Origin of the sequence: Nonomuraea rosea, assembly GCF_039539705.1 — a bacterium.
In the GTDB taxonomy this organism is placed as follows: domain Bacteria; phylum Actinomycetota; class Actinomycetes; order Streptosporangiales; family Streptosporangiaceae; genus Nonomuraea; species Nonomuraea rosea.
Map to the genome: position 1 here is coordinate 271413 of NZ_BAABDQ010000013.1, position 25602 is coordinate 297014.

28 protein-coding genes are annotated in these 25602 nt (G+C 70.8%); 14 read left to right on the forward strand and 14 right to left on the reverse strand.

Annotated features, from left to right (window positions below):
* Window positions 1–60: 60 nt before the first annotated feature.
* Window positions 61–1137, forward strand: coding sequence for an Rv3169 family protein (locus tag ABEA43_RS29275; protein WP_345566746.1), 1077 nt, complete (start codon window positions 61–63; stop codon window positions 1135–1137).
* A 6-nt stretch (window positions 1138–1143) separates the two neighbouring features.
* Here the strand turns inward: ABEA43_RS29275 and ABEA43_RS29280 are convergent, their stop codons facing one another.
* The gene (locus tag ABEA43_RS29280; RefSeq protein WP_345566747.1) at window positions 1144–1653 is read right to left on the reverse strand and encodes a hypothetical protein; all 510 of its coding nucleotides are present in this window, start codon (window positions 1651–1653) and stop codon (window positions 1144–1146) included.
* Between the two features lie 136 nt (window positions 1654–1789).
* Here ABEA43_RS29280 and ABEA43_RS29285 point away from each other — a divergent pair, with 136 nt between their 5' ends.
* The 3 genes from ABEA43_RS29285 to ABEA43_RS29295 are packed head-to-tail and all read left to right on the forward strand — an operon-like array spanning window position 1790 to window position 4387.
* On the forward strand, window positions 1790–2461 hold the full coding sequence (locus tag ABEA43_RS29285) for a response regulator transcription factor (protein WP_345566748.1): 672 nt from the start codon (window positions 1790–1792) through the stop codon (window positions 2459–2461).
* Window positions 2458–3945, forward strand: coding sequence for a sensor histidine kinase (locus tag ABEA43_RS29290; protein WP_345566749.1), 1488 nt, complete (start codon window positions 2458–2460; stop codon window positions 3943–3945). Before ABEA43_RS29285 ends, ABEA43_RS29290 begins: the two co-directional genes overlap by 4 nt.
* Before the next feature lie 46 nt (window positions 3946–3991).
* Complete coding sequence (locus tag ABEA43_RS29295; RefSeq protein WP_345566751.1) at window positions 3992–4387, forward strand: Rieske (2Fe-2S) protein; 396 nt, start codon at window positions 3992–3994, stop codon at window positions 4385–4387.
* Here ABEA43_RS29295 and ABEA43_RS29300 read toward each other — a convergent pair.
* Both ABEA43_RS29300 and ABEA43_RS29305 read right to left on the reverse strand, forming a co-directional pair.
* Window positions 4374–5333, reverse strand: coding sequence for a GNAT family N-acetyltransferase (locus ABEA43_RS29300; RefSeq protein WP_345566752.1), 960 nt, complete (start codon window positions 5331–5333; stop codon window positions 4374–4376). The genes ABEA43_RS29295 and ABEA43_RS29300 overlap by 14 nt on opposite strands.
* A 43-nt stretch (window positions 5334–5376) precedes the next feature.
* Window positions 5377–6168, reverse strand: a complete 792-nt coding sequence (locus tag ABEA43_RS29305; RefSeq protein WP_345566754.1) for an MBL fold metallo-hydrolase — start codon at window positions 6166–6168, stop codon at window positions 5377–5379.
* Between the two features lie 30 nt (window positions 6169–6198).
* Between ABEA43_RS29305 and ABEA43_RS29310 the strand changes: the two genes are divergently transcribed.
* Window positions 6199–6630, forward strand: a complete 432-nt coding sequence (locus ABEA43_RS29310) for a VOC family protein (protein WP_345566755.1) — start codon at window positions 6199–6201, stop codon at window positions 6628–6630.
* Window positions 6631–6637: 7 nt separating this feature from the next.
* Here the strand turns inward: ABEA43_RS29310 and ABEA43_RS29315 are convergent, their stop codons facing one another.
* From ABEA43_RS29315 to ABEA43_RS29345, 7 genes are all read right to left on the reverse strand, one after another.
* Complete coding sequence (locus ABEA43_RS29315) at window positions 6638–7279, reverse strand: response regulator (protein WP_345566756.1); 642 nt, start codon at window positions 7277–7279, stop codon at window positions 6638–6640.
* Window positions 7270–8433, reverse strand: coding sequence for a sensor histidine kinase (locus ABEA43_RS29320; protein WP_345566758.1), 1164 nt, complete (start codon window positions 8431–8433; stop codon window positions 7270–7272). The genes ABEA43_RS29315 and ABEA43_RS29320 overlap by 10 nt, the downstream gene beginning before the upstream one ends.
* A gap of 132 nt (window positions 8434–8565) precedes the next feature.
* Window positions 8566–8958, reverse strand: a complete 393-nt coding sequence (locus tag ABEA43_RS29325) for a hypothetical protein (protein WP_345566759.1) — start codon at window positions 8956–8958, stop codon at window positions 8566–8568.
* A gap of 157 nt (window positions 8959–9115) precedes the next feature.
* Window positions 9116–9544: an acyl-CoA thioesterase gene (locus ABEA43_RS29330; RefSeq protein ID WP_345566760.1), complete on the reverse strand. Its 429-nt coding sequence runs from the start codon at window positions 9542–9544 to the stop codon at window positions 9116–9118.
* Between the two features lie 3 nt (window positions 9545–9547).
* Complete coding sequence (locus ABEA43_RS29335; RefSeq protein ID WP_345566761.1) at window positions 9548–10192, reverse strand: TetR/AcrR family transcriptional regulator; 645 nt, start codon at window positions 10190–10192, stop codon at window positions 9548–9550.
* A gap of 183 nt (window positions 10193–10375) precedes the next feature.
* A complete protein-coding gene (locus ABEA43_RS29340; protein WP_345566763.1) occupies window positions 10376–10828 on the reverse strand; it encodes a hypothetical protein in 453 nt (150 codons plus the stop codon).
* A 48-nt stretch (window positions 10829–10876) separates the two neighbouring features.
* Window positions 10877–12700: a flavin-containing monooxygenase gene (locus ABEA43_RS29345; RefSeq protein WP_345566764.1), complete on the reverse strand. Its 1824-nt coding sequence runs from the start codon at window positions 12698–12700 to the stop codon at window positions 10877–10879.
* 172 nt (window positions 12701–12872) lie between these two features.
* Between ABEA43_RS29345 and ABEA43_RS29350 the strand changes: the two genes are divergently transcribed.
* Genes ABEA43_RS29350 through ABEA43_RS29360 form a run of 3 tightly spaced genes read left to right on the forward strand, consistent with a single transcriptional unit; the run spans window position 12873 to window position 15544 of the window.
* Window positions 12873–14210: a hypothetical protein gene (locus tag ABEA43_RS29350; protein ID WP_345566765.1), complete on the forward strand. Its 1338-nt coding sequence runs from the start codon at window positions 12873–12875 to the stop codon at window positions 14208–14210.
* Window positions 14211–14252: 42 nt separating this feature from the next.
* The gene (locus ABEA43_RS29355) at window positions 14253–14588 is read left to right on the forward strand and encodes a PadR family transcriptional regulator (protein WP_345566767.1); all 336 of its coding nucleotides are present in this window, start codon (window positions 14253–14255) and stop codon (window positions 14586–14588) included.
* On the forward strand, window positions 14585–15544 hold the full coding sequence (locus ABEA43_RS29360) for a hypothetical protein (protein ID WP_345566769.1): 960 nt from the start codon (window positions 14585–14587) through the stop codon (window positions 15542–15544). The genes ABEA43_RS29355 and ABEA43_RS29360 overlap by 4 nt, the downstream gene beginning before the upstream one ends.
* Before the next feature lie 9 nt (window positions 15545–15553).
* On the opposite strand, the gene ABEA43_RS29365 is transcribed toward ABEA43_RS29360, so the two are convergent.
* Window positions 15554–16645 carry a Glu/Leu/Phe/Val dehydrogenase dimerization domain-containing protein gene (locus tag ABEA43_RS29365; protein WP_345566770.1) on the reverse strand — a complete coding sequence of 364 codons (1092 nt, stop codon included), beginning with the start codon at window positions 16643–16645 and terminating at the stop codon, window positions 15554–15556.
* Between the two features lie 254 nt (window positions 16646–16899).
* Here ABEA43_RS29365 and ABEA43_RS29370 point away from each other — a divergent pair, with 254 nt between their 5' ends.
* From ABEA43_RS29370 to katG, 3 genes are read left to right on the forward strand one after another with little or no spacing between them, the layout of a single operon-like run.
* Window positions 16900–18120 (forward strand): MFS transporter, encoded by a 1221-nt coding sequence (locus ABEA43_RS29370; RefSeq protein ID WP_345566771.1) that lies wholly within the window; start codon window positions 16900–16902, stop codon window positions 18118–18120.
* A 56-nt stretch (window positions 18121–18176) separates the two neighbouring features.
* Window positions 18177–18614, forward strand: coding sequence for a Fur family transcriptional regulator (locus ABEA43_RS29375; protein WP_345566773.1), 438 nt, complete (start codon window positions 18177–18179; stop codon window positions 18612–18614).
* Window positions 18615–18647: 33 nt separating this feature from the next.
* Entirely contained in the window at window positions 18648–20876 is a 2229-nt protein-coding gene (gene katG, locus ABEA43_RS29380) for a catalase/peroxidase HPI (RefSeq protein ID WP_345566775.1), read from the forward strand.
* Window positions 20877–20920: 44 nt separating this feature from the next.
* On the opposite strand, the gene ABEA43_RS29385 is transcribed toward katG, so the two are convergent.
* Both ABEA43_RS29385 and ABEA43_RS29390 read right to left on the reverse strand, forming a co-directional pair.
* Entirely contained in the window at window positions 20921–22090 is a 1170-nt protein-coding gene (locus tag ABEA43_RS29385; protein ID WP_345566777.1) for a CU044_5270 family protein, read from the reverse strand.
* Entirely contained in the window at window positions 22083–22664 is a 582-nt protein-coding gene (locus ABEA43_RS29390) for an RNA polymerase sigma factor (protein ID WP_345566779.1), read from the reverse strand. Before ABEA43_RS29390 ends, ABEA43_RS29385 begins: the two co-directional genes overlap by 8 nt.
* 148 nt (window positions 22665–22812) lie before the next feature.
* Here ABEA43_RS29390 and ABEA43_RS29395 point away from each other — a divergent pair, with 148 nt between their 5' ends.
* Window positions 22813–23391: a dihydrofolate reductase family protein gene (locus ABEA43_RS29395; RefSeq protein WP_345566781.1), complete on the forward strand. Its 579-nt coding sequence runs from the start codon at window positions 22813–22815 to the stop codon at window positions 23389–23391.
* A gap of 141 nt (window positions 23392–23532) precedes the next feature.
* Window positions 23533–24399 carry a CPBP family intramembrane glutamic endopeptidase gene (locus tag ABEA43_RS29400; RefSeq protein ID WP_345566782.1) on the forward strand — a complete coding sequence of 289 codons (867 nt, stop codon included), beginning with the start codon at window positions 23533–23535 and terminating at the stop codon, window positions 24397–24399.
* Here the strand turns inward: ABEA43_RS29400 and ABEA43_RS29405 are convergent.
* On the reverse strand, window positions 24396–25052 hold the full coding sequence (locus tag ABEA43_RS29405; RefSeq protein WP_345566784.1) for a TetR/AcrR family transcriptional regulator: 657 nt from the start codon (window positions 25050–25052) through the stop codon (window positions 24396–24398). The two genes, ABEA43_RS29400 and ABEA43_RS29405, sit on opposite strands and share 4 nt — an antisense overlap.
* 101 nt (window positions 25053–25153) lie before the next feature.
* Between ABEA43_RS29405 and ABEA43_RS29410 the strand changes: the two genes are divergently transcribed.
* Window positions 25154–25528 (forward strand): nitroreductase family deazaflavin-dependent oxidoreductase, encoded by a 375-nt coding sequence (locus ABEA43_RS29410; RefSeq protein WP_345566786.1) that lies wholly within the window; start codon window positions 25154–25156, stop codon window positions 25526–25528.
* The last annotated feature ends 74 nt before the right edge of the window (window positions 25529–25602 follow it).

Below are 25602 nucleotides of genomic sequence, written 5' to 3' on the forward strand. Positions count from 1 at the left end.
GGCGCGCTTCCGCGTCTCCGGTGGTTGACGCTTTACCAAGCGCTTGCTACAAACCCGAGCATGGCACTGTCTCCCCTCGACGACTTTCCCGTGCACCAGGCTGCCCAGGTCATGCGGCACGTGGCCACCTCCGACCGCAACTTCTACGACCGGTACTACTTCAACTGCCACGCGGGCACCGACGAGCTCATGCTGATCGTCGGCCTCGGCCAGTACCCGAACCTCGGCGTCACCGACGCCTTCGCCTGCGTACGCCACCGGAGCCTGCACCGCGTCGTACGGGCCTCCCGCGAGCTCGGAGCCGACCGGATGAACACCCGGATCGGCCCGTTCCGCGTCGAGGTCGTCGAAGGGCTCAAACGGCTCAGGGTGGTCCTGGAGCCGAACGAGCATGGCCTGTCCTTCGACCTCCTCTGGGAGGGCACGATCCCGGCCACGCTGGAGCCCCGGCATTTCCTGCGGTGGCAGGAGCGGGTCATGTTCGACTCGGTACGCCTGGCGCAGACGGGCCGCTGGTCCGGAAACATCAGGATCGGTGAGGAGGACATACCGGTCACTCCCGACCGCTGGCAGGGCACCAGGGACCGCTCCTGGGGCATCAGACCGGTCGGCGAGCCGGAGCCGCCCGGCATCCAGACCAAGAACGCCGGCACGTTCTACTGGCTCTACACGCCGATGCGGTTCGAGGACCACGCCATCCTCTGCATCATCCAGGAGGACGAGCGCGGCCGCCGGATGCTGGAGGAGGCCGTACGCGTCTGGTCCGACGGGCGGGAGGAGGAGTATCTCGGCAGACCGGACTACCGGCCGGTCTACGCGCCGGGGACCCGCGACGTCGTCGAAGCCACGATCACCTTCACCCCGCCCTCCGGCAAGCCGTTCGACGTGCGCTGCACGCCGCTGCTGCCGGTCCACCTCATGGTCGGCACCGGCTACGGGCTGGAGCCGGACTGGAAGCACGGGATGTACCAGGGCCTGGGGCCCGTCGTGCAGGGCGTGACGTACCGGCTGCCCGACGACGCCGCCAGGATGTGGGGCCTGGTGGACGCCGTCGGGCGCTTCGAGTACGACGGGCTCGTCGGCCACGGGCTCTACGAGTATTGGGCGCTCGGCCCGCACCCGTCGTTCACGGACTGATCGCGGTTATTCGGCCTTCTTGCAGATGATCTTGACCGTCTTGGCGAAGCCTTCGGGCGCCTCCGCACCCGGCTCGGCCTTCTGGCTGAGCTCCACCTTCTCGGCGGGCTCGCCGAGCTCGGCGGGCACGGCCTCGGTGGGCGCGGCGGTCCCGGTGGCCTCAGCCGGCAGGGTCGGCAGGGCGGGCAGCGCCTCGGCCGAGCCGTCCTCGGCCTTGACGAAGTCCTTCGTCTTGGCGAAGCCTTCGGGCGTCTCTCCCTCGGGGAGCTTCTGGACCTTGATCGCATCGCCCGACTGGACTCGCGTCACCTTGCCGTCGGGCGAGACGAACTTGCCGTCCTTGAGCTTGGCGGGCAGGGCCTCGGCGATCTCGATGGTCTTGCCGTCGGACGTCGTGCAGGTCACCTTCGCACCGGCGGCGGGCGAGGGGGTCTCGTCGGCCATGGCGGAGCCGGCGAGGCCGGTGATGGCGAGTACGGCGACCGCGCCGAGCACCGCGAGACGTCGCTTGAACATGGAATCTCCTTACTGGGCGAATTCACTGGAGTCAGTCGGACGTCTACGACAATGCTCCCGTGTACCTGAAGTGATCCTGAAGAGCCCCTAAATGATCTTCAGGTTGGCTTTAGGTGGCCTGAGGCACTCTGGTCATGTGCGAGTGCTACTGGTGGAGGACGAGGAGCGGCTGGCCGACCTGGTCAAGGGCGGGCTGGCGGGCGAGGGCTTCGCGGTTGACGTGGCCCATGACGGGCGCGACGGGCTGTGGATGGCCACCGAGAACACGTACGACGTGATCGTCCTGGACGTGATGCTGCCCAGGATGAACGGGTACGCGGTCTGCTCCAAGCTGCGCGAGGGCGGCGACTGGACGCCCATCATGATGCTTACCGCCAAGGACGGCATCTACGACGAGGCCGAGGCGCTCGACAACGGGGCCGACGACTACCTGGCCAAGCCCTTCTCGTACGTGGTGCTGCTGGCCAGGCTGCGCGCGCTGGTGCGGCGGGGCGGGACCGAGCGGCCGGTCTCGATCACGGTGGGCGACCTGGTGATCGATCCCGCGGGGTTGCGGTGCCGCAGGGGCGAGGCGGAGATCTCGCTGACGCCGAAGGAGTTCGCGGTGCTGCACGCGCTCGCGCGCCGGCCGGGCGAGGTGGTCTCCAAGAGCGAGCTGCTGGCCCAGGCGTGGGACTTCTCCTATGACGGCGATCCGAACATCGTCGAGGTCTACATCAGCGCGCTGCGGCGCAAGATCGACGGGCCCTTCGGCAGGACGTCGCTCATGACGGTCCGCGGAGCGGGCTACCGGCTGGAGGCGGCATGAGAAGGCTGTGGTCGGCGGCTCTGCGCGGCGCGGGGCGGCTGCGCGGGCTTGCGCGGCCTCGACCCGCGGTGAGCTGGGGGCGGATGTCCGCTGGGCTGTCGTCCGTGCGGTTGCGGGCGACCGCGGCGGCGACGCTCGTGGTGGCCCTCGCGCTGGGCCTCACGGCCCTGGTGCTGGTGGTGGCGCTGCGCGGGACCCTGGAGAGCAGCGCCGACGCCGAGGCCGTCAGGAAGGCCACGGCCGCGGTCCCGTTCGCCGAGACCCTGCAGATCAGGCCGGCCGAACGGCTCCCCAGCGAGCCGATGCTCACCAGGCCTGCGGGTGACCCCGCGGCGTCCGTGGACATCAAGAAGAACAGCAGCGGGCAGGCGGAGAAGACGTCCGTGAAGGGCGGGGCCACGGCCATCTCAGTGGAGGAGAAGGGCGGGCTGGTCTACCTGAGCGACGGCACTGCCGCCCGGGTCGCGGATCCCGACGTCATGCTGACCAGCAAGGATGCCGACTCGACCACCGAGTGGGCCGAGCCGGACCAGTACGCGGTCGCGGGGGTGCAGGTGGCCACCGTCAGCGGTCCCGCCATGGTCTGGTCGAGGGTCCCGCTGGCGGGGGCGGAGCAGGCGCTGCGGACGCTGTACGGCGCGCTGCTGCCCAGCGTGCCGGCTGTGCTGCTCGTGGTGGCGCTGATGACGTGGTACTCGGTGGGCCGGGCGCTGGCCCCCGTCGCGGCGATCAGGACGAAGGTGGCCGACATCACCGCCCGCGACCTGCACCAGCGCGTCCCGGTGCCGGGCTCCAAGGACGAGGTCGCCGCGCTGGCCAGCACCGTGAACGGCACGCTCGACCGCCTGGAGACCGCCGTGGAGACGCACAAGCGGTTCGTGGCGGACGCGGCGCACGAGCTGCGCAGCCCCATCGCCACCCTGCGCGCCCGCCTGGAGCTGGCCGAGCAGAGCGAGCTCACCATGGAGGCCCTGGCCGACGTCGAACGCCTCCAGTCCCTGGCCGCCGACCTGCTCATCCTGGCCAAGCTGGACGCCGGCGAGCCGCTGCGGGCCAGCGAGCTGGACCTCGGTCAGGTGGCGGCCGAGGAGTCCCTGCGGGCCCGGCGGCGGCCGGAGGTGCGGGTGGAGCTGGACATCGAGCCCGACGTCGTGATGAAGGGCTCCCGCGCGCATCTCGACCGCCTGGTGACCAACCTGGCCGACAACGCGGTGCGCCACGCCGCCTCGACCGTACGGGTACGCGTACACGCCGAGGAGGGGCAGGCGGTGCTGCATGTGCAGGACGACGGCCCGGGGATCCCGCCCGAGCAGCGCGAGGCGGTGTTCGACCGGTTCACCAGGCTGGATGAGGCGCGGGCCAGGGACGCGGGCGGCGCGGGGCTGGGGCTGCCGATCGCGCGGGACATCGCGGTGCTGCATGACGGAACGCTGGTGTACGCCGATTCAGGATTCGTCGCGAAATTTCCCTTGAAACACATATGAACCACCAGATGATCCGCGAACGTGTGGATGGTTGAAGGAGGCAATCATGCTCACACGCCGTGCATTGATCACCCGAGGTGGTGCCGCGGGCGCAGGAGTCGTGTTCCTGTGGCCGGGCCGGGCGGAGGCGGAGGCCGAATCGGAGCTGGCGGCGGCCGGCCCGCTGCTGGCCACGACCAAGAGCATCCCGCTCGGTGGCGGCAAGATCGTCAAGAACAAGTACGTGATCACCCACCCGAAGAAGGGCGTCTACAAGTGCTTCAGCGCCAAGTGCACCCACCAGGGCTGCACGGTGGCGAGCGTGAGCCGGGGCACGATCAACTGCCCGTGTCACGGCAGCAAGTTCAGCGCCACGACCGGAGCGGTGGTGACCGGCCCCGCCAAGCGGCCGCTCACCCGCAAGAAGATCAAGATCTCGAAGGGGAAGATCAGGCTGGCGTGATCCGCCGGGCGTAGCAGGTGCTGCGCTCGGTGACCTCGAAGCCGGCGCGGGAGTAGACGCCGACGGCCCCGCTGGGGTTGTCGGCGTCGACGCCGAGACCGGCGCTCTCGTACCCCTGAGAGGCGAAGGCGGTGAGGGCGTGCGCGATCAGCGCGCTCGCCACGCCCTTGCCGCGCCACTCCTTCAGCGTGCCGATGATCTGGATCCAGGCCTGGCGGTCGCCGAGGCGGGCGGACTTGGCGTCGAAGAAGTGCGTGATCAGCACGCCTACCGCGCGATCGCCGGCCAGGGCCACGAACGAGGCGTCGGGACGGAAGTTCCGCGACCCCGTCGTGAAGCTCACCCAGCTCTCGGGCGTGTGCGACACACTGCCCCAGTGATCGAGGAACGACGCGTTGCGCACGTGACGGGCGCCCTCGTTCAGCTCGGGCGTCCAGGTGACCACGGACAGGCCGTCCGGCGTCCTGATCGCGGGCAGGTCGCCGGACAGGCTCCGCTCCATGCGCGCGAACCAGCGTACGGGGGCGAACCCGGACGCCTCCGCCAGCGGGACGAGCCCGGCCTGGCCGTCGAAGACGTCGAGCTGGAGCTCCAGCGGCAGTCCGGGAAAGACCTTCGCGCTCAGCTCGGGCGCCGTCCGCACGGCCCAGTCCAGGATCTGCCGGCCGAGCCCGCGCCTGCGGTAATCCGGGTGCACGCCGCCCCACATGCGCATGAGGTGCGCGTCGCCGGCGGACGGCCGGACCGGGAGGTAGCCGACGGCCACGATCCGCTCGCCGTCCCTGGCCGCGAGCGTGCCCGCGGACAGGTCGATCAGGGGATGGGCCAGCTGCTCGGCGACGTCGCCCGGAGCGTAGATCACGCCCGTCCTGTCCGCGGCCTCTGTCGCGGCCCAGAGCTCGGCCAGCGGCTGGACGTCCTGCCGGGTCAGCGGTCCCCATTCCATGGATCCGCAGCCTAGGCGAACCCGGCGAACCGCCTCAAACCGCCTAGGCGTCGAGCTGTCGGAACGCTCGTTCGATGGCCTGCTGGGACACGTCCTCCGGGTACGGGAACAGCTTGATCACGTCGCGCAGGCCCTCCACGTGGGCCCGCTTGGCCAGCTCGGCCACCAGGTCCAGCTCGGCGTGCTGCGCCTGCGCGAACGCCCGGTCCACGACCGCGCCGTGCCCCGGCACGATCACCTGCTCCGGCATCTCCGCCAGCATCGCCGCCGTGGTGGCCGGCCAGTCCAGCGGGTAGGAGTCGCTGAACGCCGGAGGCGCGCCCTCTTCGACCAGGTCGCCGGCGAACACCACGCCCGCGTCGGGGACGTGCACGACGACGTCGTTGCTGCTGTGCCCGAGCCCGAAATGCCGCAGGTCGACGATGCGGCCGCCGATGTCGAGGGCGGCCGTGACGGCGAAGGTGTGGTCGGGCGGCACGATCGTCACCTCCGCCACCTCCTCACGCAGGTCCGGGCGGCTCTCCATGACGGCCGCCCGTTGCTCCGCGCCGTACTGCTCGATCTCCTCGGCGCACCTGACGTGGCCCCAGATCTCGGCGGGGCGGAAGAGCGCGTTGCCGAAGTAGTGGTCGAAGTGGGAATGCGTGTTGACGACCGTCCACGGGGTCGGTGTGATCCGCCTGATCGCCGCGATGAGGTCCGCCGCCTCCCGGTGCGAGGTGCGCGTGTCGAGCACCAGGCAGTGCCCGTCACCCACGACCAGGCCCACGTTCATGTCGAAGGACTCATGGCGCCGGACGTAGACCCGGTCGCCAACCTCCTGCCACTCGTTCATGCCAACGAACCCTACTTTTAGGATCGTCCCATGGCATATGACTTCCAAGTCGTCATCGACACGAGCGACCCGCACCCGCTCGCCGACTGGTGGGCCGACGCGCTCGGATGGCGGGTGGAGCCACAGGACGAGACGTTCATCCGCGGGATGATCGAGAAGGGCTACGCCACCGACGACGACACGACCCGGCATCACGGCGCGCTGGTGTGGAAGGCGGGCACCGCCATCCGGCACCCCGACGGCCTCGAACGCGCCCCCCGGGTGCTGTTCCAGCTCGTTCCCGAGCCCAAGACGGTCAAGAACCGGGTGCACCTCGACATCAGGGTGGGGGCCGACAACATCGAGTCCGAGGTGGCCCGGCTGACCGCCAAGGGCGCGACCGTGCTGCACCGCGGCCGCCAGGGGCCCAACTGGTGGGTGACGATCGCCGACCCCGAGGGCAACGAGCTCTGCCTCACCTGATCGCCCATCAACCACGCAGGTAGGCCAGCACCGCCAGCACTCTGCGGTGCCCGTCGGCGGCCGGTGGGAGGTCGAGCTTGGCGAAGATGTTCGCGATGTGCTTGGCCACCGCCGCCTCGGTGACGACCAGCTCCCTGCCGATCGACGCGTTGGAGCGCCCCTCGGCGATCAGCCCGAGCACCTCGTGCTCGCGCGGGGTCAGCCGGGCCAGCGGGTCGCGCCGCCGCCGCAGGAGCTGGCGCACCACTTCGGGGTCGACGACCGTGCCGCCCGCCGCCACGCGGTCGAGCGCGCCGGCGAACTCGCGTACGTCACCGATCCGGTCTTTCAGCAGGTAGCCGATGCCCGCGCCGCCGCCGGAGGCCAGCAGCTCGGCCGCGTAGGTCTGCTCGACGTACTGGCTGAGCACCAGCACGGCCAGCTCGGGATGGCGTTCGCGCAGCTGGAGCGCGGCCCGCAGGCCCTCGTCGGTGAAGCCGGGCGGCATCCGCACGTCGGTCACCACGGCCTCCGGCCGGTGCTCGGCGACGGCGGCGAGCAGCGCGGGAGCGTCGCCGACGCACGCGAGCACGGTGTGGCCGAAGCGTTCGAGCAGCCCGGCCAGGCCCTCCCGCAGGAGCACGGCGTCCTCCGCGATCACTACGCGCACGGGATCTCCACTCGCACCAGGGTCGGCCCGCCGAGCGGGCTGGACAGGGACAGTCTTCCGCCGACCACGGCCAGCCGGTCGGCCAGGCCCGTCAGCCCCGACCCCTTGGCCGGGTCCGCGCCGCCCGTCCCGTCGTCGCGAACCTCGACGACCAGCGTGCCGCCGTCCACCCTGCCGGTGACGGAGGCTCTGGCGGCCCCGCTGTGCTTGGCCAGGTTCGCGAGGGCTTCGCTGACCGCGTAGTACGCGGTGACCTCCACCGCGGCGGGCAGCCTCCCGGGCAGCGTGACGTCGACGTCCACGGGCACCGGCGAACGGCCGGCCACGTCGTCCGCCGCCGCGGCCAGCCCGCGCTCGGTGAGCACCTGCGAGTGCACGCCCCTGATCAGCTCGCGCAGCTCGGCCAGCGCCTGCTTGGCCTCCTCGTGGGCCTGGTCCAGCAGCCGGCCCGCTTGCGAGTCATCGGGCAGGTCCAGCCGCGCCAGGCCGAGCCGCATCGACAGGGAGACCAGCCGCTGCTGCGCGCCGTCGTGCAGGTCCCGCTCGATCCTGCGGCGCTCCGTCTCGTACGCGTCCACCAGCCGCGCCCGCGACCGCAGCACCTCGCCGAGCTCGGAGCTCTGCGGCGCGAGCATCGCCCGGACCAGGACGCCTCTGGCGCCACCCCAGGCGGTGATCGTGTACGCGGCCACGGGCAGCAACAACACGCCCGCTACGCAGGCGGACCAGACGAGAGCCGGCTCCCCCTCCGGCTGGACGACCGGCGAGAGCATCAGGAGCAGCGGGCCGCCGACGGTGAACGCGACCATCACCAGGTCGATCCACCACAGCGCGAACACCGTCATGACGGCCAGCCCGAGTTCCCGCCTGCGCCGGTCGTGCGCGTCGGGCAGCGGAACGCCGTCCACCAGCCGCAGCCGGCGGCGCTCGAACCCGGCCAGGGGCGGGATGGCCGGTGCCAGGACGGCCAGCCCGGCGACCACGCTCAGCGGCGTCACCTCGAATGCGCTGCCCGCGGCCACGACGACGATCGTCACGACCGCGCCGGGCAAGGCACTGGCCAGCAGGTACGCCGCGCAGCGCCACGGCCAGGCCGACCCGAGGAACGGCAACGGCCGCTGGGTGAGCGCCTCCAGCGCTGTCCTGTTGAGCACCTTGTGACCGTATCCGGGGGCGGGCGGACGGGCAGTAGTGCAGGGTTTACCTTTTCGGGGCTGGGCCCGGTTATTCGGCGCTGGGTCTGGTTATTCGGTGCTGGGTTCGCCCTTTTCGGTGCCTTTGGGGCGTCAGCCGGCGGCGACGCTCTCGTGCGGTTCGCCGGTCACCCTGGCGTAGGGCAGAACGCCTATCTGGAAGACGTCCTCGTAGATGATCGTGCCGGGGTCGGGCGAGCGTACGACGTCGTACGCGACGCTGTAGCGGCGCAGGAGGGCTTCGAGCGGCGCGAGGGCGGTGATGAGCTCGGCCGCGGCGGGCTTGAACCAGGGCACCGCCCGGATGCTGTTGCCGTCCGCGTAGAAGGGCGGATAGGGCAGCCGCGCGATGAACCAGTCGTCGACCTCGGTGAAGAGCTCGTCGTCCGCGGAGGTGAGGCGGCCCTGCCGCCGGAGGTGATGACAGGCGGCGAAGATGCCCACCGGTACGCCGAGCCGCCCGCAATAGCGGACTTGGTAGCGCACGTAAAGACGGTCGTCGCCTTGGTGCAGGGGCTTCCGGCTTCCATTTGTCACATTGGCTGGTTTACCCGGGCGGATCGGCGCGCGCACGCCGGGACACGTTGGTCGAACGTCCCGGTCAGCTTCCGGGCAGCTTCCGGGCAGCTCCGGGCAGCTCCCGTCAGCTTGCGGCGGCGGGGAGCAGGAGGGGCTCGGCGGCGGCGCGCAGCTCGGAGCTGAACGGCGCGGGGCGGAACGTGGCGGGGTCGAGGTTGACGTTCACGCGGTAGCCCTCGGCATGCACGATCGACCGGTCGGGCGACAGGACGCGGAAGCCGTAGACGCCGCTGGTGCGGCCCATGCGGTCCATCCAGAAGTCGACCAGCACCTCGCCCGCGCCGGCGATGGGAGCGTTGTAGGTGATCTTGAATTCGCGTACGGCGAGGTAGATGTCCTTGAAGCGGGAGACGGCGGGGTCGAAGTTCCACCCCTGCTCCGCCCAGAAGGCGGAGATGGCGCGCTCGACCAGCAGGGCGTAGCGCGAGTTGTGCAGCAGGCCCATGGCGTCGAGATCGTCGAAGTGGACCTGCACGGGGCGGGTTTCGGGCAACGTTCAGTCCTCCGGGAGGAGTGTGGGGTCGGTGGTCAGGTCGCGCAGCCGCTGGAGCACGGCGCGGCGGGCCCGGTCGTAGGCGGTGGTGTCGTCACCGAGCAGGCGGGCGTGCGTGATCGAGGTCTCGCCGAGCGCGTCGATCTCGTACGCGAGCTGGGCGGCGTCGGTGTCGCCGCGCAGCTCGCCCAGCTCCACGGCCTCGCGCGCCAGCCGCTCGATCAGGTGGAGCCACTCGCTCAGCGCCCGGGCGACGCGCTCGCGCACCGGCCCGGGGCGGTCGTCGAACTCGACCTGGGCCGCGAAGAAGAAGCAGCCGCCGGGGAGGACCTTGGCGGTGTAGAAGCGCAGGCGGGCCTCGTGCAGGGCCAGGAGGCGGCGCACGCCCGGCGGGATCTGGAGCGCCGGCTTGATGATCTCGTCGACCCACTGGCGGGCGGCCCACTCGATGGCGTCGAGTTGCAGCTCCTCTTTGTCGCGCCAGTGTGCGAAGAATCCGGATTTGCTGACGCCGGCGGCGGTGGCCAGCCGGCTCAGCGTCAGGCCGTCGAGCCCCTGCACCGAGGCCAGCGCGACCGCCTGGGCGAGGATCGCCTCCCGGCTGCGCCGGCCCCGGACCAGGCGGCCGTCTTCTCGGGTGTCCGTCACACGGCCAGCCTACATGAACGACCGATCGGTCTTGTAGGCGTCCTTGTGAGGCCCGGCTGTTCCATTGCAGGCGCTTTCACGCAGGCGTGCGCGCAGGCGGTTTCACGTGGAGCGTGCGGGCTGGTGGTTTCACGTGGAGCGTGCGCGCAGGCGGTTTCACGTGGAGCGCGCACGCCGGCGGTTTCACGTGGGCGTGCCCGAGCGGCGGCCGAATCGGTCGGCGACCGCGTCGAACATCGCCACCGCCGGCTCCCGGTCGGCGATCTCCGCGAGCGGCCGGCCGAGCTGCGGGTCGAAGCATTCGAGCCCGGACGCGCGCTCGACGATCGCCGCCACCCGGTACAGCAGATCGATCACCTGGCGCGCGTCGTCACCGTGGGTCCGGTAGGGGACGCTCATCTCCCAGTCGCCCTCCCAGTGGTTCACCGAGATGCCGGTCGACTCGTGATCGAGCTCCCAGTTGGGCGGGTATGCGACGATCCGCACCTCGCCGAGCAGCTCGCGGGTCTGCGTGACCACGCTGTCCCAGGCCACCGGGTCGGCGGGCGGCGGCTCCTCCCGCGTGTCAAGCGCCTCCAGCACCTGATCCCATGATTGGCCGGGTTCCCGGCGCGCGAAGTAGAGGTCGTAACTCATGCTGGACGAAACTACTATTCAACGCCCGATCCCCCGAGTTTCACGGCGTTACCGGGCTTTGCGAAACTCCAGCCCGTCGAACGCCTTCGACGTCCGCCACTGGTCGATGTAGGCGAAGTACGCCATCGCGCCCTGCGGATACCCGACGTTGAGCCGGCCTCGTAGGCCGAGGTCCCGCCCCTCGTTGTTGTAGTAGCCGGGCGTGCAGTCCGGCGAGCCCAGGAGCATGCCGGGGCCGGACAGCAGCAGCTCCACCCACGCCTCCTCCGCCTCCTGGGTGACCTCGACCTCGTCGAACCCGTGGTCGAGGGCGTGCCTGACGGTCACGGCGATGGTCCGGCCGGCCTCGGTCAGGTTGTGCGGGATGTTGGAGATCAGGTTCGCGCCCTGCGTGGGCTGGACGAGGAAGGCGTTCGGGAAGCCGTGCGCGTGGATGCCGTGCAGCGTACGCATGCCGTCGGACCAGTGCTCCGACAGCCTGACCCCGTCGCGGCCGATCAGGTCGTAGCCCGCCCGGCGCGTGTAGTCGGTGCCGACCTCGAAGCCGGAGGCGTAGATGACGCAGTCGACCGGGTATTCGCGGCCGGCGACGACGACGCCCCGCTCGGTGATCCGCTCCACGCCCTTGCCGTCGGTGTCGACGAGGTGTGTGCCGGGAACGTTGAAGGCCTGCAGGTATTCGTCGTGGAAGCACGGGCGCTTGCAGAGCTGGCGGTACCAGGCCTTGAGCTTGTGCGCCGTCTCCGGGTCCGCGACGATCGCGTCGACGCGGGCGCGGATCTCCTCCATCTTCTCGAAGTCGGAGTCCTCGTAGGCGGCCTGCATCTTCTCCGGGGTGAAGTCCTCCGGCGGGAGCGCCATGATCCTTGATCGGACCCGGCGGGAGATGTCGGTCCAGCCGTCCATCACCAGGTCGTCCTCCGCCGGGCCGCCGGTCTGGTTGGAGGTGAAGTTCTCCAGCCAGCGCTGCTGCCAGCCCGGCGTCGCGATGCCGGCGAACCAGCCCGGGTCGGTCGGCCGGTTGTCCCGCACGTCCACCGATGACGGCGTGCGCTGGAACACGTACAGCTCCGCGCATGCCCTTGCCAGGTGCGGCACGCACTGCACGGCCGTCGCGCCCGTGCCGATGAGGGCCACCCGCTTGCCGGCCAGCCGGTCCATGGGCGCGCCTGAGGGGTCGCCGCCCGTGTAGGCGTAGTCCCAGCGGCTGGTGTGGAAGCTGTGCCCGCCGAACTCCTCGATCCCCGGGATGCCGGGCAGTTTGGGCACGTGCAGCGGGCCGATGCCCATGGCGACGAACTGGGCGGTGAAGGCGTCGCCGCGATCGGTCCGCACGATCCAGCGGGAGCAGGCCTCGTCCCATTCGAGGCTCCGCACCTCGGTGTGGAAGAGCGCGTCGTCGTACAGGCCGAAGTGCTTGCCGATGCGGCGGCAGTGCTCAAGGATCTCGGGCGCGTGCGCGTACTTCTCGGTCGGCATGTGGCCGGTCTCCTCCAGCAGCGGCATGTACACGAACGAGGCCGTGTCGCACTGCGCGCCCGGATAGCGGTTCCAGTACCAGGTGCCGCCGAAGTCGCCGCCCTTCTCCACGATGCGCACGTCGCCGACCCCGGCCTCCTTCAGCCGCGCGCCGGTGACCAGGCCGGCGAAGCCGCCGCCGATGAACGCGACCGTCACGTGGTCGGTCTTCGGCTCCCGTTCGGTCACCGGCGTGTACGGGTCCTCGGCGTAGTGCGCGAAGCGGCCGGTGAGGCGCAGGTACTGGTCGTTGCCGTCCGGGCGGAGCCGCTTGTCCCGCTCTTCGCGATATTTCGTACGAAGGGACTCTTTGTCGATGGCTGGACGGCTTGTTGGGAGATCGGCGGCAGTCATGCATCCTCCGGAACGGGGACGGGGTGCCGGGACGCTCGAAACCGAGCTCAATTTCAGAATGTCATTCGGTTATGGCCTCCGGCAAGCCCGGCCCGGCACCGTCGTCAGTGACCCGAGTACCGGGCACCGGCACTATGGTGAAATGCCGGACACACGAGGAAGCTGAATCGCATTGGCTCATCGCGCCCTGGTCATCGCCATGCTGCCCGCGATCGGGCTGCGTGTGCTCGCCGTGCTCGGGTTCCCTCCCGCGCTGCTCTTCTACGGCGACTCGTTCGCCTTCCTGCGCGAAGAGCTCTCCCCCGGCACGACCAGGCCCTCCGGATACTCGCTGCTGCTCGCCCTGCTGCGGCCCGCGCACAGCCTCACGGTGGTCACGGTCCTGCAGCACCTGCTGGGGCTGGCGCTCGCGGTGGCCGTCTACGCGCTGCTGCGGCGGCGCGGCCTGCCCGGCTGGGGAGCCACGCTGCTGGTGACCCCGCTGCTGTTCGACGAGTTCCTGGTGCTGCTCGAACACATGATCATGGCGGACGCCGTCTTCATCGTGCTGGTCACGGCCGCGATCGTGCTCGTCGTGTGGCGGGTCACCCCGGCCACGGCGGCGATCGGCGGCCTGCTGCTCGGGCTGGCCGGGATCACCAGGACGGTCGGGCTGCCGCTGCTGATCCTGACCGCCGCGTACCTGCTGATCAGGCGATACGGCTGGCGGCCGCTGCTGGCGCTGCTGGTGGCCGGGGCGATCCCGCTGGGCGCGTACGCGACGTGGACGAAGGTGGAGAAGGGCAAGTTCGCGCTGACCGAGGCGGACGGGAACTTCCTGTGGTCCAGGACCATGAGCTTCGCCGACTGCGCGGTCATCAAACCTCCTGACCGGCTGGCCGTGCTCTGCCCGACGATGCCGGTGGCCGAGCGTCCTTATCCGCCCTATTGGCTGTGGGAGAGCTTCTCGCCGCTGCTCAAGGTGCCGGGGGCGGCCAATCGCAACAAGCTCGCCGGGGAGTTCGGCAGGGCGGCGATTCTGGCGCAGCCTGGGGCGTACCTGGGCGCGGTTTCGACCGATCTCGGGCAGTTGCTGCGCTGGGAGCGTACCGGGGCGGCCGAGAAGACGCCGTACAAGCTGCCTGCGGCCGAGCGCCCGCTGAGCGAGTCCGTGCGCGGCATCGCCGAGTCCTACGAGGGGGGACCGGCCGCGACGCGGGTCGTCGAGCCGTTCGCCGGCTGGCTGCGCGCGTACCAGCGCTTCGGATATGTCCCGTTCCCGCTGCTCATGCTGGCACTGGGCGGCGCGCTGGTGACCGCGCTGGTCAGGCGGCGATGGGACGCGTTGCTGCCCGGGGTCGCGGCGCTCGCGCTGGTCGTCTCGCCGCCGTTCCTGGCCGCCTTCGACGTGCGCTACGTGATCCCGGCGATCCCGCTGATCTTCCTGGCGCTGGGGCTGGCGATCGCCGCCCGCTCGCCGTCCCGGCAAGAGCCGGCCGAGCCCGAACAGGAAGCGCTGAACGTGGCCTGACGGTAACTTGTTCTCTACCTAGCCCCTAGCTAGAGTTAGAGCATGGGTGCGAATCCGCGCATGACCTTGCCGACGCAGCTCGTCCTCCGTGCTCTCCTCGAAAATCCCACGCGTGAGATGTACGGACTGGAGATCTGCGACGCCGCCGGCCTGGCCAGCGGCACGATTCACCCCATACTCGCCCGATTCGAGGGCATCGGCTGGCTCCAGTCGAGGTTCGAAGACATCGACCCGAGCGAAGAGGGCCGTCCCCGCCGTCGCTACTACCGGCTGACTGCGGACGGTGCCGAGCTTGCGCGCAACGCGCTCGCCACGGCACACACCAAGATCGGCAGACTGCCGATCGTGCGGCCCGGCTTCGCGGACGGTGCGGTGTGACGGATTTACGGGGCGACGCCGACATTCTGCAGCGCACCGGGGTCCTCGACCTCACCCGGGTCCTGGAGCGCGCCCGTGTCCACGCCGGTGTGCTCGTTCTCGACCTGGAGCGCAGCCGCGAGCTGGCGTACTCCCGCGAGGCCGTCCTGCTGCTCGACCGCGCCCGTCGTCGCGCGCTCAGGCTGGCCGGCACGCTGGAGGACGCCCGCATCCCCGATCTCACCACCACCCCGCTCGCCGCGCTGGACCGTGGCCTCGACCAGGCCAGGATCCTGACGCGGGGGCTCGCGGACGAGCGCGTCATCGGCGGCGCGCGCCGGCGCGCACGCGCGCTCGCGGGGGCGCGCGCGTGCGGCCGGATCCTGGAGCCCGCGCGGACGCTGGCGCGCACGCTCGGCGACGTCCAGCTCCGGGCCCGCGAGCTGGACCGTGATCTCGGTCAGGCCGTGCGGCTGGTGTACGAGCTGTCCAAGTGGCTCTCCCACCAGGAGCCGGCGCACGTCATCGCCAAGCGGAACAACATCGCCCGCTCGGCCGAGCTGCTGGTCGAGGTCATGACCCGGCTGCTGCCCGCGATGCACCGCAGCCGGTACGCCGAGGAGCTGCACGCCGAGCTGTACGAGCTGGCCAGGCTCAAGGCGACGTCGTCCGTGCAGCTCAGGTATTCGGTCCACCAGTTGCGCCGGGTGCTCGAACTGCGGCTGGCGCTGTCGGGGCGGGGCCGGTTCTATCGCGTACGGCGTACCGTGTCGTGGGTCCTCGCCTCGGAATGGCGGACGTGGAGTGTGCTCGGGCCGTCGATGATCGCGGCGGCGTACAACGTGTATCTGGCGCAGGGGTGGGGCTCGGCGTTCTACACGTTGCCCGGCATGGTGGGGTTCTACGTGGGGGTCGAGTGGCTGCGCAAGCGCTGGCACATCCCGATGAAGCGGCGCCGCCGGCCGCCGAGGCTGTGACCTGTCCCGCTAAGCGGGCGGCGTGCGCATGGGCTCAGGGGCGGGCGGCGTGCCTACTGGCTCCGGGGCGAGCGGTGGGCCGTCGGGGAGCTCGGCGGGCGCGCACCACGTGCCGAGGAACGCCTCCGCGAGCTCGCCCGCGCCGGCGAACGGGCCGCCCGGGTGTTCCAGGCTCGCCTCGGTCAGGCGGCTGACCCTCTCGTCCACCAGCGCGCCGGTCGACGCGGCGTCGGTCACCTCGCCCGCCCGTTCCGCGAGGTAGCCGATGGTGGCGCCGGCGCCGCACACGAAGTCGGCGAGCGGGACGATGCCGCGCGCCACGAGGGTGCGCAGGCCACCGGCGGTGTACGGGACGTTGGCGGCCGGGGCGATCACTCTCGCGCGTACCGTCTTCGCCCGCCCCTGGTGCAGGACGCCGGTCCGCGCACCGGGGACCACGACGTCGGCGGCGACTTCGTACAGGCTCCCAGGAGGCAGGACGGGCCGGCCCAGCCGCAGGACGCAGCCGTCGCCGTGCTCGGCACGCAGCTCGAACAGCGCCGCGACGTCCAGCCCCGACTCGTCCGCCACGCAGCCGTGGATGGTGGACAGGGCGACCAGCCGTCCGCCGCGCCGCGCCAGCTCGCGCACGACACCGCCGCCCACCTTGCCGAACCCTTCCACCGCGAACGTACGGCCCGCCAGGCCGCCGAGCGCCGTGTCCGCGGCGGCGACCACGCCGAGCCCGGTCACGACGGTGTCCACCAGCTCGCCGTCGATCTCCTGGTGCATGATCGAATCCGCCCGGTAGCCGGGCAGCGAGGCGAAGTCCTGGGTCCGCGTACCGAGGTCGGAGGCCGTGAGGAACGACCCGCTCGCCACGAGCGGCCGGATCTCCGCACAGTACTTCGCCACCACGGCGGCCCGCTCCTCCGCCCCGCCCCGCAGCACCGCCTTCGCGCCGCCGATCCGCTGACCGAGCACGGCCAGCTTGTACGTCATCGCGCGCGCCAGCAGCCGCGCCTCCACGGACGTGACGTCGGGAGCGAGCCGCGTGCCGCCCGCGCTCGTCTCGCAGTCGAGGTCGAAGGCCACGAAGCCGTCGACCGAGGTGAGTTCCACGACCTTCATGATGTGCGCCCCCAGGAGTCGGTCATGTGCGTCTTTTTCGGGCGTCTCAATAGCGCGATATGCCCAGTACGCCATGCCGTGCCCGCTCACCACAACCGCCTGCCGGCTCCTTTCGACGGCCTGGCACGGGTGCGGCCGCGATGGGACGCTGGTCGTGCTGCCGCGCCGCCGCTCGCCGGCTGACGGCGTGCTCGTCGGGAGGCGGCGTGGCCATCGGCAGGCGGCGTGCTCATCGGGAGGCGGACGTGCGCCCCACCATCCTTCGCGGTCTCCGCTCGCTCCCTTTCCCCCGGCGGGGCTCGCTGGGGGCGAACGCCTGGCGGGTGTCCGTCGCCGGATGTCTCAGCGCCGTCGGCGACGGCGTACGCCTGGTCGCGTTGCCGCTCTCGGCGGTGGCGGCCACGCCGGACCCGGTCCAGATCACCGCCGTGACAGCGGCCACCCGGCTGCCCTGGGTGCTGGCCCCGGTGATCGGCGCGGCGGTCGACAGATTCAGCCGGCACCGGGTGATGGTGGCCGCGGACGTGACGCGCGCCGCCATCATGCTCCTGCTCGCCGGAGTGACGCTGTTCCGGCCGCCCGAGATAGCGATGTTGCTCGTGGTGGCGCTGACGGCGGGCGTGGCCGAGGTGTTCTTCGAGACCGCCAACCACGCGCTGGCGCCGTCCTTGGTGACCGACCGCGATTTCGAGCGGGTCAACGCGCGACTGGTGACCGTGCAGGCCATCGGGGCGACCCTGGCCGGCCCGCCGCTCGGACTGCTGCTCTGGACGATGTGGGCGCCCGCGGCGTTCCTGCTGGACGCGGTCAGCTTCGCCGCCTCGGCCGCGCTCATCTCCAGAGTCACCCTCGGCACGGCGACCGGCCCGGCCCCGGCGGGCCTGCTCAGGTCGACGATGACGGGCCTGCGCTACCTGACCCGCCATCGGACCCTGCGCCTGCTGGTCGTCGTGATGTCGGCCACCTGTTTCGCCAACCAGGGGGTGTTCTCGCTCCTCGTCCTGCACACCTCGGCCGTGCTCGGCCTGCCCGGCTCCTCCTACGGCTGGCTGCTGATCGCCGGCGGCGTGGGCAGCCTGGCCGCGGCGAACGCCGCCCCCGCCCTGCTCGGCCTGCTGAGTCACCGCCTCGCGCTGGTCGCCTCCGTCGCGACCCTGTCGGCCACCTGCCTCGGCCTGGCCGTCACGACATGGTGGCCGCTCGCGGCGGGCCTGATCGCCTTGAACGGCGCCGCCACGGCCGTCCTGAACGTGATCGTCCTCAGCGCCCGCCAGCGGCTTTCTCCGCCGCACCTCCTGGGCCGGGTCACCGCCGGCGCCCGCTCCGTCGCCCGCGGGGCCACCGCGCTCGGGGCCACCACGGCCGGTCTCGCCGCCGGCGCCTTCGGCCTCCCGCTGACGTGGATCCTGGCGAGCGCCGTCCTCTCCGCCTCGGTTCTCACCCTGCCGGCGGTCCGGCGGCCGTAGAATTGTATCGTTCATTATCTTGTATGATTCGTGTTTATGAGGCTACGTTGGGAGCCATGACCGCATCCAGGACTCCGACCCCCGCTGAGGAGTTGCGCGGTGTCGGCCTTCGGGTGACGGCCGCACGCGTCGCGCTGCTCGAAACCGTCCGGGCCGGTGACCACCTCGGCGTCGAGGCGCTCGCCTCCGGAGTGCGTGAGCGCGTGGGGCACATCTCGCTGCAGGCCGTGTACGAGGCGCTCAACGCCCTCACCGCGGCCGGCCTCGTGCGCCGCATCGAGCCGGCCGGCAGCCCCGCTCGTTTCGAGGGACGCGTGGGCGACAACCACCACCACATCGTGTGCCGGTCGTGTGGTGCCGTCGCCGACGTCGACTGCGCGGTCGGCCATGCGCCCTGCCTGCATGCGTCCAACGACAGCGGCTTCACGATCGACGAGGCCGAGGTCATCTTCTGGGGCCGGTGTCCCGACTGTTCAACCGCCCGCAGTTCCTGAGGGCCGTTATCCCCCTAGTTCGGAAGGATTCTCATGACTGAGAACCATGATGCAATCGTCACAGACCCGAAGTCGGAGGGCGAGGGTGGCTGCCCGGTCGCGCATGAGCGCGCGCTGCACCCGACTCAGGGCGGCGGCAACCGCCAGTGGTGGCCTGAGCGGCTCAACCTGAGGATCCTCGCGAAGAACCCCGTCGTGGCGAACCCGCTCGGCGAGGAGTTCGACTACGCCGAGGCGTTCAAGTCCCTCGATCTTCCTGCCGTGAAGCGGGACATCGCGGAGGTCCTGACGACCTCGCAGGACTGGTGGCCGGCCGACTTCGGGCACTATGGGCCGTTCATCATCCGGATGGCGTGGCACAGCGCGGGCACGTACCGGATCAGCGACGGCCGCGGCGGCGCCGGCGCCGGCCAGCAGCGCTTCGCCCCCCTCAACAGCTGGCCCGACAACGGCAACCTCGACAAGGCGCGCCGCCTGCTGTGGCCGGTCAAGAAGAAGTACGGCCAGAAGCTCTCCTGGGCCGACCTGATGATCCTCTCCGGCAACGTCGCCCTGGAGTCGATGGGCTTCAAGACCTTCGGCTTCGCCGGCGGCCGTGCGGACGTCTGGGAGCCCGACGAGGACGTCTACTGGGGCCCCGAGTCCACCTGGCTCGGCGACGAGCGCTACACCGGCGACCGCGAGCTGGAGAACCCCCTCGGCGCGGTGCAGATGGGTCTCATCTACGTCAACCCGGAGGGCCCGAACGGCAACCCCGACCCGCTCGCCGCGGCTCGCGACATCCGTGAGACGTTCCGCCGGATGGCGATGAACGACGAGGAGACCGTCGCCCTGATCGCGGGCGGTCACACCTTCGGCAAGACCCACGGCGCGGGCCCGTCGGAGCACGTCGGCGCCGACCCCGAGGCCGCCTCGATCGAGGACCAGGGCCTCGGCTGGAAGAACACGTTCGGCACCGGCAAGGGCGGCGACACGATCACCAGCGGCCTTGAGGGCATCTGGACGAACACGCCGGTGACCTGGGACAACAGCTTCTTCGAGATCCTTTACGGCTACGAGTGGGAGCTGTTCCAGAGCCCCGCGGGCGCGAACCAGTGGCGGCCGAAGGACGGCGCCGGCGTGGGCACCGTTCCCGACGCTCACGACCCGTCGAAGAGCCACGCCCCGACGATGCTCACGACCGACCTCTCGCTCCGCGTGGACCCGATCTACGACCAGATCTCGCGGCGCTTCTACGAGAACCCGTCCGAGTTCGCGGACGCCTTCGCCCGCGCCTGGTACAAGCTGACCCACCGCGACATGGGCCCGATCGTGCGCTACCTCGGCCCGGAGGTCCCGGCCGAGACGCTGCTGTGGCAGGACCCGCTCCCCGCGCTGACGCACGAGCTCGTCGACGCCGACGACGTCGCCGCTCTCAAGGCCCAGATTCTCGCCTCCGGCCTGTCGGTGCCCCAGCTCGTGTCCGCCGCGTGGGCGTCGGCCTCGTCCTTCCGCGGCAGCGACAAGCGCGGCGGCGCCAACGGCGCGCGCGTCCGCCTGCAGCCGCAGAGCGGGTGGGAGGTCAACGACCCCGACCAGCTCGCGACGGTGCTGCGCACCCTGGAGGGGATCCAGCAGTCCTTCAACGCCGCCCAGACCGGCGGCAAGCAGGTCTCGCTCGCCGACCTGATCGTGCTCGCCGGCGGCGCGGCCGTCGAGGACGCCGCCAAGGAGGCCGGCGTCACCGTCACCGTCCCCTTCACGCCGGGCCGCGTGGACGCCTCGCAGGAGCAGACGGACGTGGAGTCGTTCGCCGCGCTTGAGCCGACCGTCGACGGGTTCCGTAACTACCTCGGGAAGGGCAACCGGCTGCCGGCCGAGTACCTGCTGCTCGACCGGGCGAACCTGCTGACCCTGAGCGCCCCCGAGATGACCGTCCTCGTCGGCGGCCTGCGCGTTCTCGGCGCGAACCACGCGCAGTCGGCGCTCGGCGTCCTCACCGCCAACCCCGGGACGCTGACGAACGACTTCTTCGTCAACCTGCTCGACCTGGGCACGACGTGGACGGCGACGTCCGAGGACGCGAACACGTTCGAGGCGCGCGACGCCACGGGCGCGGTCACGTGGACCGGCAGCCGGGCCGACCTCGTCTTCGGCTCGAACTCGGAGCTGCGGGCGCTGGCCGAGGTGTACGCGAGCGACGACGCCAAGGAGAAGTTCGTGCAGGACTTCGTCGCGGCGTGGACCAAGGTGATGGAGCTCGACCGCTTCGATCTGGTCTGATCCTTGACGTCCAGGCCGGCCCCGCACGGGCCGGCCTGGACGTTTCAGTTCGGGGCCGAATCCGTCCACTCGGCGACCTCGTACGTCTCGTACTCGGACACTTCGCCCGGCTGGTGGAACCGGTCGGGCTGGCTCCCGGCCGTCAGCCGGCGCGGCTTGCCGTCGTCTCCCGGGGGCAACTCCCGCGAGCCGTGCGGCGGCGTCGCCACGAGATCCCGCATGGCCAGCAGCGTCCCGTCGCCGGGATTGATGATCCACTGGCGCCGGTAGGTGCCGAGCTGCCTGGGCGCGGTGGAGAGGCCGAGCGGAATGGTCGTCTCCAGCGGCAGGGAGACCACCACTCCCGTACGGCCCAGAGGGTCGGTCGTCTCGCCCTCGACTTTGACGCCGGGCAGGGCGGCGAGCATCCTGAAGGCGGCCGCCCGCACCGCCGGAGGCACGAACGCCCTGGTCAGCAGCGCTCCGGCCACATCGCTCAGCGCTCGGACCCGCTTCTCGCCCCGCAGGGCGCGGATCGGCCGCTTCGTGACCTTCGGGGCGTACGCCTCCCAATCGCCCTTGAGGTCGAGCAGGACGTCCTCCAGCTCCCCGGGCTCGGCCGGCAGCGCGGCCAGGTCTTGCGGCGTCATGCCGAAGACTCGCCGATCACTGGCCGTGCGGCACGTCCGCTCCCCTCTCGCGGCTTCCATGAACAGGGTGCCCACCCCGGTCCCGGTCGGGACCCGCACCTTCTTGGGCGACCCCGCCTGCTGCCACTTCTGCCGGTCGCGGGCGGTCCACGGGCGCGCGGGCAGGTCCTGGTGGGCGTAGCACGACGTGCCGGTCCGATCGGTCCAGTCGTCGTACCTCATCCGCGACTCGACCTTGTAGTGGTCCGCCGCGCTCTCGCCGACCGCGTAGATCTTCCCGTCGATGCGGGTGGTGTGCCAGTACTTCCCCGTCGGCCCCTTCCGCACGTTGACGGCGGCCACCAGCAGCGCGTTGCCCGGGCTCTTGAGGACCGGCGGCCCCACGTCGGAGGCCGGCGAGATCACGACCACGATCGCCGCGACCAGGGCGGCGGTCGCCATCATGCTCACCGCCGGCACCCAGACGCGGCGGCGGGAGCGTGGCGGAGGGGCAGAGCGCCAGTCGGTACGCAGGGCGAGCCGCTCCGGGCTCTCCTCACGAGCCAGCGTGGTCCGCATGTGCCGCAACGCGTCGAGTTCATCCATCGTTCTCCTCCCCGGGGAGTGCCTTGCGGAGCTTGGTACGGGCCCGGTGGATCTTGGCCTTGACGGTGCCCAGAGGCAGCTCCAGAATCGCCGCGATCTCCGCGTACGACAGCTCGCCCCAGGCGAGCAGCAGGACGGCGCCGCGGTCCTGGGCGCTGAGGGACGCGAGCGCCTTCGCCAGCCGGGGCCCGTACGCCGCCGCCGCCATCCGTTCGCTGACCAGCTCGGCGAGGCCGTCCTCCGCCGGGTCCACACCCGTTCTGGCGAACGCCCGGTACATCCGGGTCTCCTGCCGATGATGCTTGGCGATCAGATTGCTCGCGATGCCCCATAACCACGCGGCGAACTCCGATCGCCCGTCGAATCGCCCCCGCTGCCGGAACGCGGTGGCGAACGCCTCGGCCACGAGGTCGTCGGCGAGAGTGCACCCGAGACGCCGCTTGATGTAGGCGTGGAGTCGCGGCGCATGGCGGCGGAACAACTCGCCGAACGCCTCGGGGTCGGCGAGGGAGGCGGCGACGATTCCCGCATCGTCGAGCTGCTGACTCACCGCTTTGGCGGTGCGTCCCTTCACGAGCGGTTCCTCCGGGTCCAAGGTGCTGACATACCTCCTCTATCCCGAAGCCGGTCCGCCGGTTGCGGAAATTTCTCGGGCCGTGTCGATTCCGGCTGCGCGCGATCGACGCGTTCATGAAAGCAAGCGAAACCACTCAGGAGATGTGATGAGCACTGTGGTCATGCACAACGTCGTGTCGGTGGACGGCTTCATCGCCGACGCGAAGGATCAGGTCGGCCCGCTGTTCGACTGGTACTTCAACGGCGACGCCGAGCTCTCCGCCGGTAACACCGCCAGGGTCTCGCGGATCTCGGCCGAGTACGTCAAGCCGATGTGGGAGAGCATCGGGGCGATGGTGATCGGGCGTCACCTGTTCGACACCACCAACGGCTGGGAGGGGTCGCCGCCGGCGGGCGAGCACGTGGTCGTGGTCTCGCACCGGCCCAGGCCCGACGGGTGGCACCCCGAGGCGTCGTACCACTTCGTCGGCGATGTGGCGCAGGCGGTCGCGAAGGCCAAGGAGCTGGCCGGGGAGCGCACCGTCGCCGTGGCGGCCGGCGACGTCGGCGGGCAGGCGCTCGCCCTCGGCCTGGTGGACGAGGTGGCGATGGACGTGGTGCCGGTGGTGTTCGGCTCGGGCAAGCGCTACTTCGGGTCCGTCGACGCCCAGCACCTGCTGGAGGACCCGCACGTGGTCATCCAGGGCGACCGGGTGCTGCACCTGCTCTACCGCGTACGCCGCTAGCGAGCTCGTGTCCCGTGCTCATGCCCCCCGTCCTCGTGTCCCCCGTCAGAGCTACCCGCAGTGTCCGTCTCAGTGGGATGTGACCGGCCTGCTCCGCTGCCTAATCTCCCTTGTGTCGCAACAGCCAAAGGGGACGGGATCATGACACTCACGGATCACCAGGGCAGCATCTTTTCGCGGGCCGGCCTCCGGTTGCCCGTCATGTTGGTCGCGCTGATCGGCCTGATGGTGGCGGCCGCCGGGATCAACCAGGTCGTCTCGCCCATCCCGTTCCTCGCACTGCCGGTGGGGATCGGCCTGGCCATCGCCGGCGTGGCCTGCTACCACTGGCTGTCGCGGACCGTCGAGCTCCGCCCGAGCATCCCCGAGCTCGCGAAGCCGGGCCGGTGGTCCCACCTGCGTCGCGGGGCGCTGCTCGGATTCGGGCTGTTCATCACGTTGATGCTGCTGATCGCGGTGTTCGGCGGCTGGCAGAGCCTGTCCTGGGGCTCCTTCGGCGGGTTCGCCGCCACCGCCGGCATGATGGCGAGCGTCGCGGTCACCGAGGAGCTGCTGTTCCGCGGGTTCCTGTTCCGCGTCATCGAGGAGCGCTGCGGCACTGTGGTGACTCTGGTCGTGTCCTCGGTGCTGTTCGGGGCGACGCACCTGGTCAACGGCAACGCCACGTTGTGGGGCACGCTCTCGATCGCCTTGACGGGCGGGACCATGCTGGCCGCCGCCTACGTCGTGACCCGCTCGCTGTGGCTGCCGATCGGCCTGCACTTCGCCTGGAACTTCGCCCAGGCCGGTCTCTTCGGCGTCGCGGTCTCCGGCTCGGACACACCGTCCCACGGCCTGCTGAACACCGCGCTGTCCGGTCCTTCCGTACTGACCGGCGGCACGTTCGGGCCGGAGGCCAGCCTGTTCGCCCTGCTGGTCTGCCTGGTGCCCACCATCTTCCTGCTGCGGCGGGCCGCCCGCACCGGCCAGATCCGCCCCCGCCCGCGGCGCGCCGCCGGTCGGGGCTAACTCTGCGAGCGGCGGGCTTCGAGTGCGTCCAGGATCAGGTCCAGGCCGTAGCCGAACTCGCTCGCGTAGTCGTAGCCCGGCTTCAGGGCGTGATCGACGATCATCTCGGTGAGGTACGGCAGCTCGTCCGCCGGCAGGTGATCGAGGATGCCGCCGGCCACGTCCCCGACCTCGGCCGGCGTCGTCAGGGGCAGGTTCGCCTCCTGGAGGACGTACCCGTCGATGTAGCTGTCGAGGAGCGAGACGGCGTGCGCGGCCATCGTCAGCGAGAACCCCGCCTCCCGGAGGACTCCGAGGACGGCGTCGTGGTGGCGGAGCGTCGCCATCCCCGGGTTGCGGCGGGAGTCTATGAGGCCGAGGGCCCAGCTGTGCTGGGACAGGACCGCGCGTGCGGAGGAAGCGCGCGCACGGATCGCGTCGCGCCAGTCGTCGCACTCGACGCCGGGTAGCTTGATCGCCGCGAACACCATGTCGACCACGCCGTCGAGGATCGCGTCCTTGTTCGGCACGTGGTGGTAGAGCGACATCGCCTCCACGCCCAGCTCCTGCGCGACCCGCCGCATCGTGATCGCCTCCACGCCGCCGCGGTCGGCGACCCGGATCGCGGCTTCCAGCACGAGACCTCTGCTGAGCGGTTGCGATGGTGGCGGCACGACGGGCTCCTGCGGATGAGGGATTGACAACCTTACGAGCGTAAGCCAGTCTTACGAGCGTAAGCCAACCTTACATGCGTAAGCTGCCTAAGGAGATTCCGATGCCGATGCCCAGGTGGTGGGGGCACGTGAACAAGAGGGTGTTCAACCCGCTCGCGATCAAGGGCGGGAAGTATCCCGTGCTGATTCACGTCGGTCGCGTCTCCGGCGCGACGTACCGCACGCCGCTCGACGCGTTTCCCGTCGAGGGCGGCTACCTGTTCGTTCTGGTGTACGGCTCGCGCTCGGACTGGGTGCAGAACATCCTGGCGGCCGACGGTGCACGGCTCCGGGCCGACGGGAAGGAGATCGAGCTCGCCGCTCCACGCCTCGTCGGGAAAGACGAGGCGTTCCAGGCGCTCCCCGCCTCGGCGGCCCGCCCGCCGCGGGTGCTGCGCATCACCGAGTTCCTGCGGATGGACCTGGTCGCGGCCTGACGCTGCGAAAATGGTTCGATCTTGCTCCTGAGCGGCGGTTACGCTGGCCGGACGTCCGCATCACTCAGCTTTGG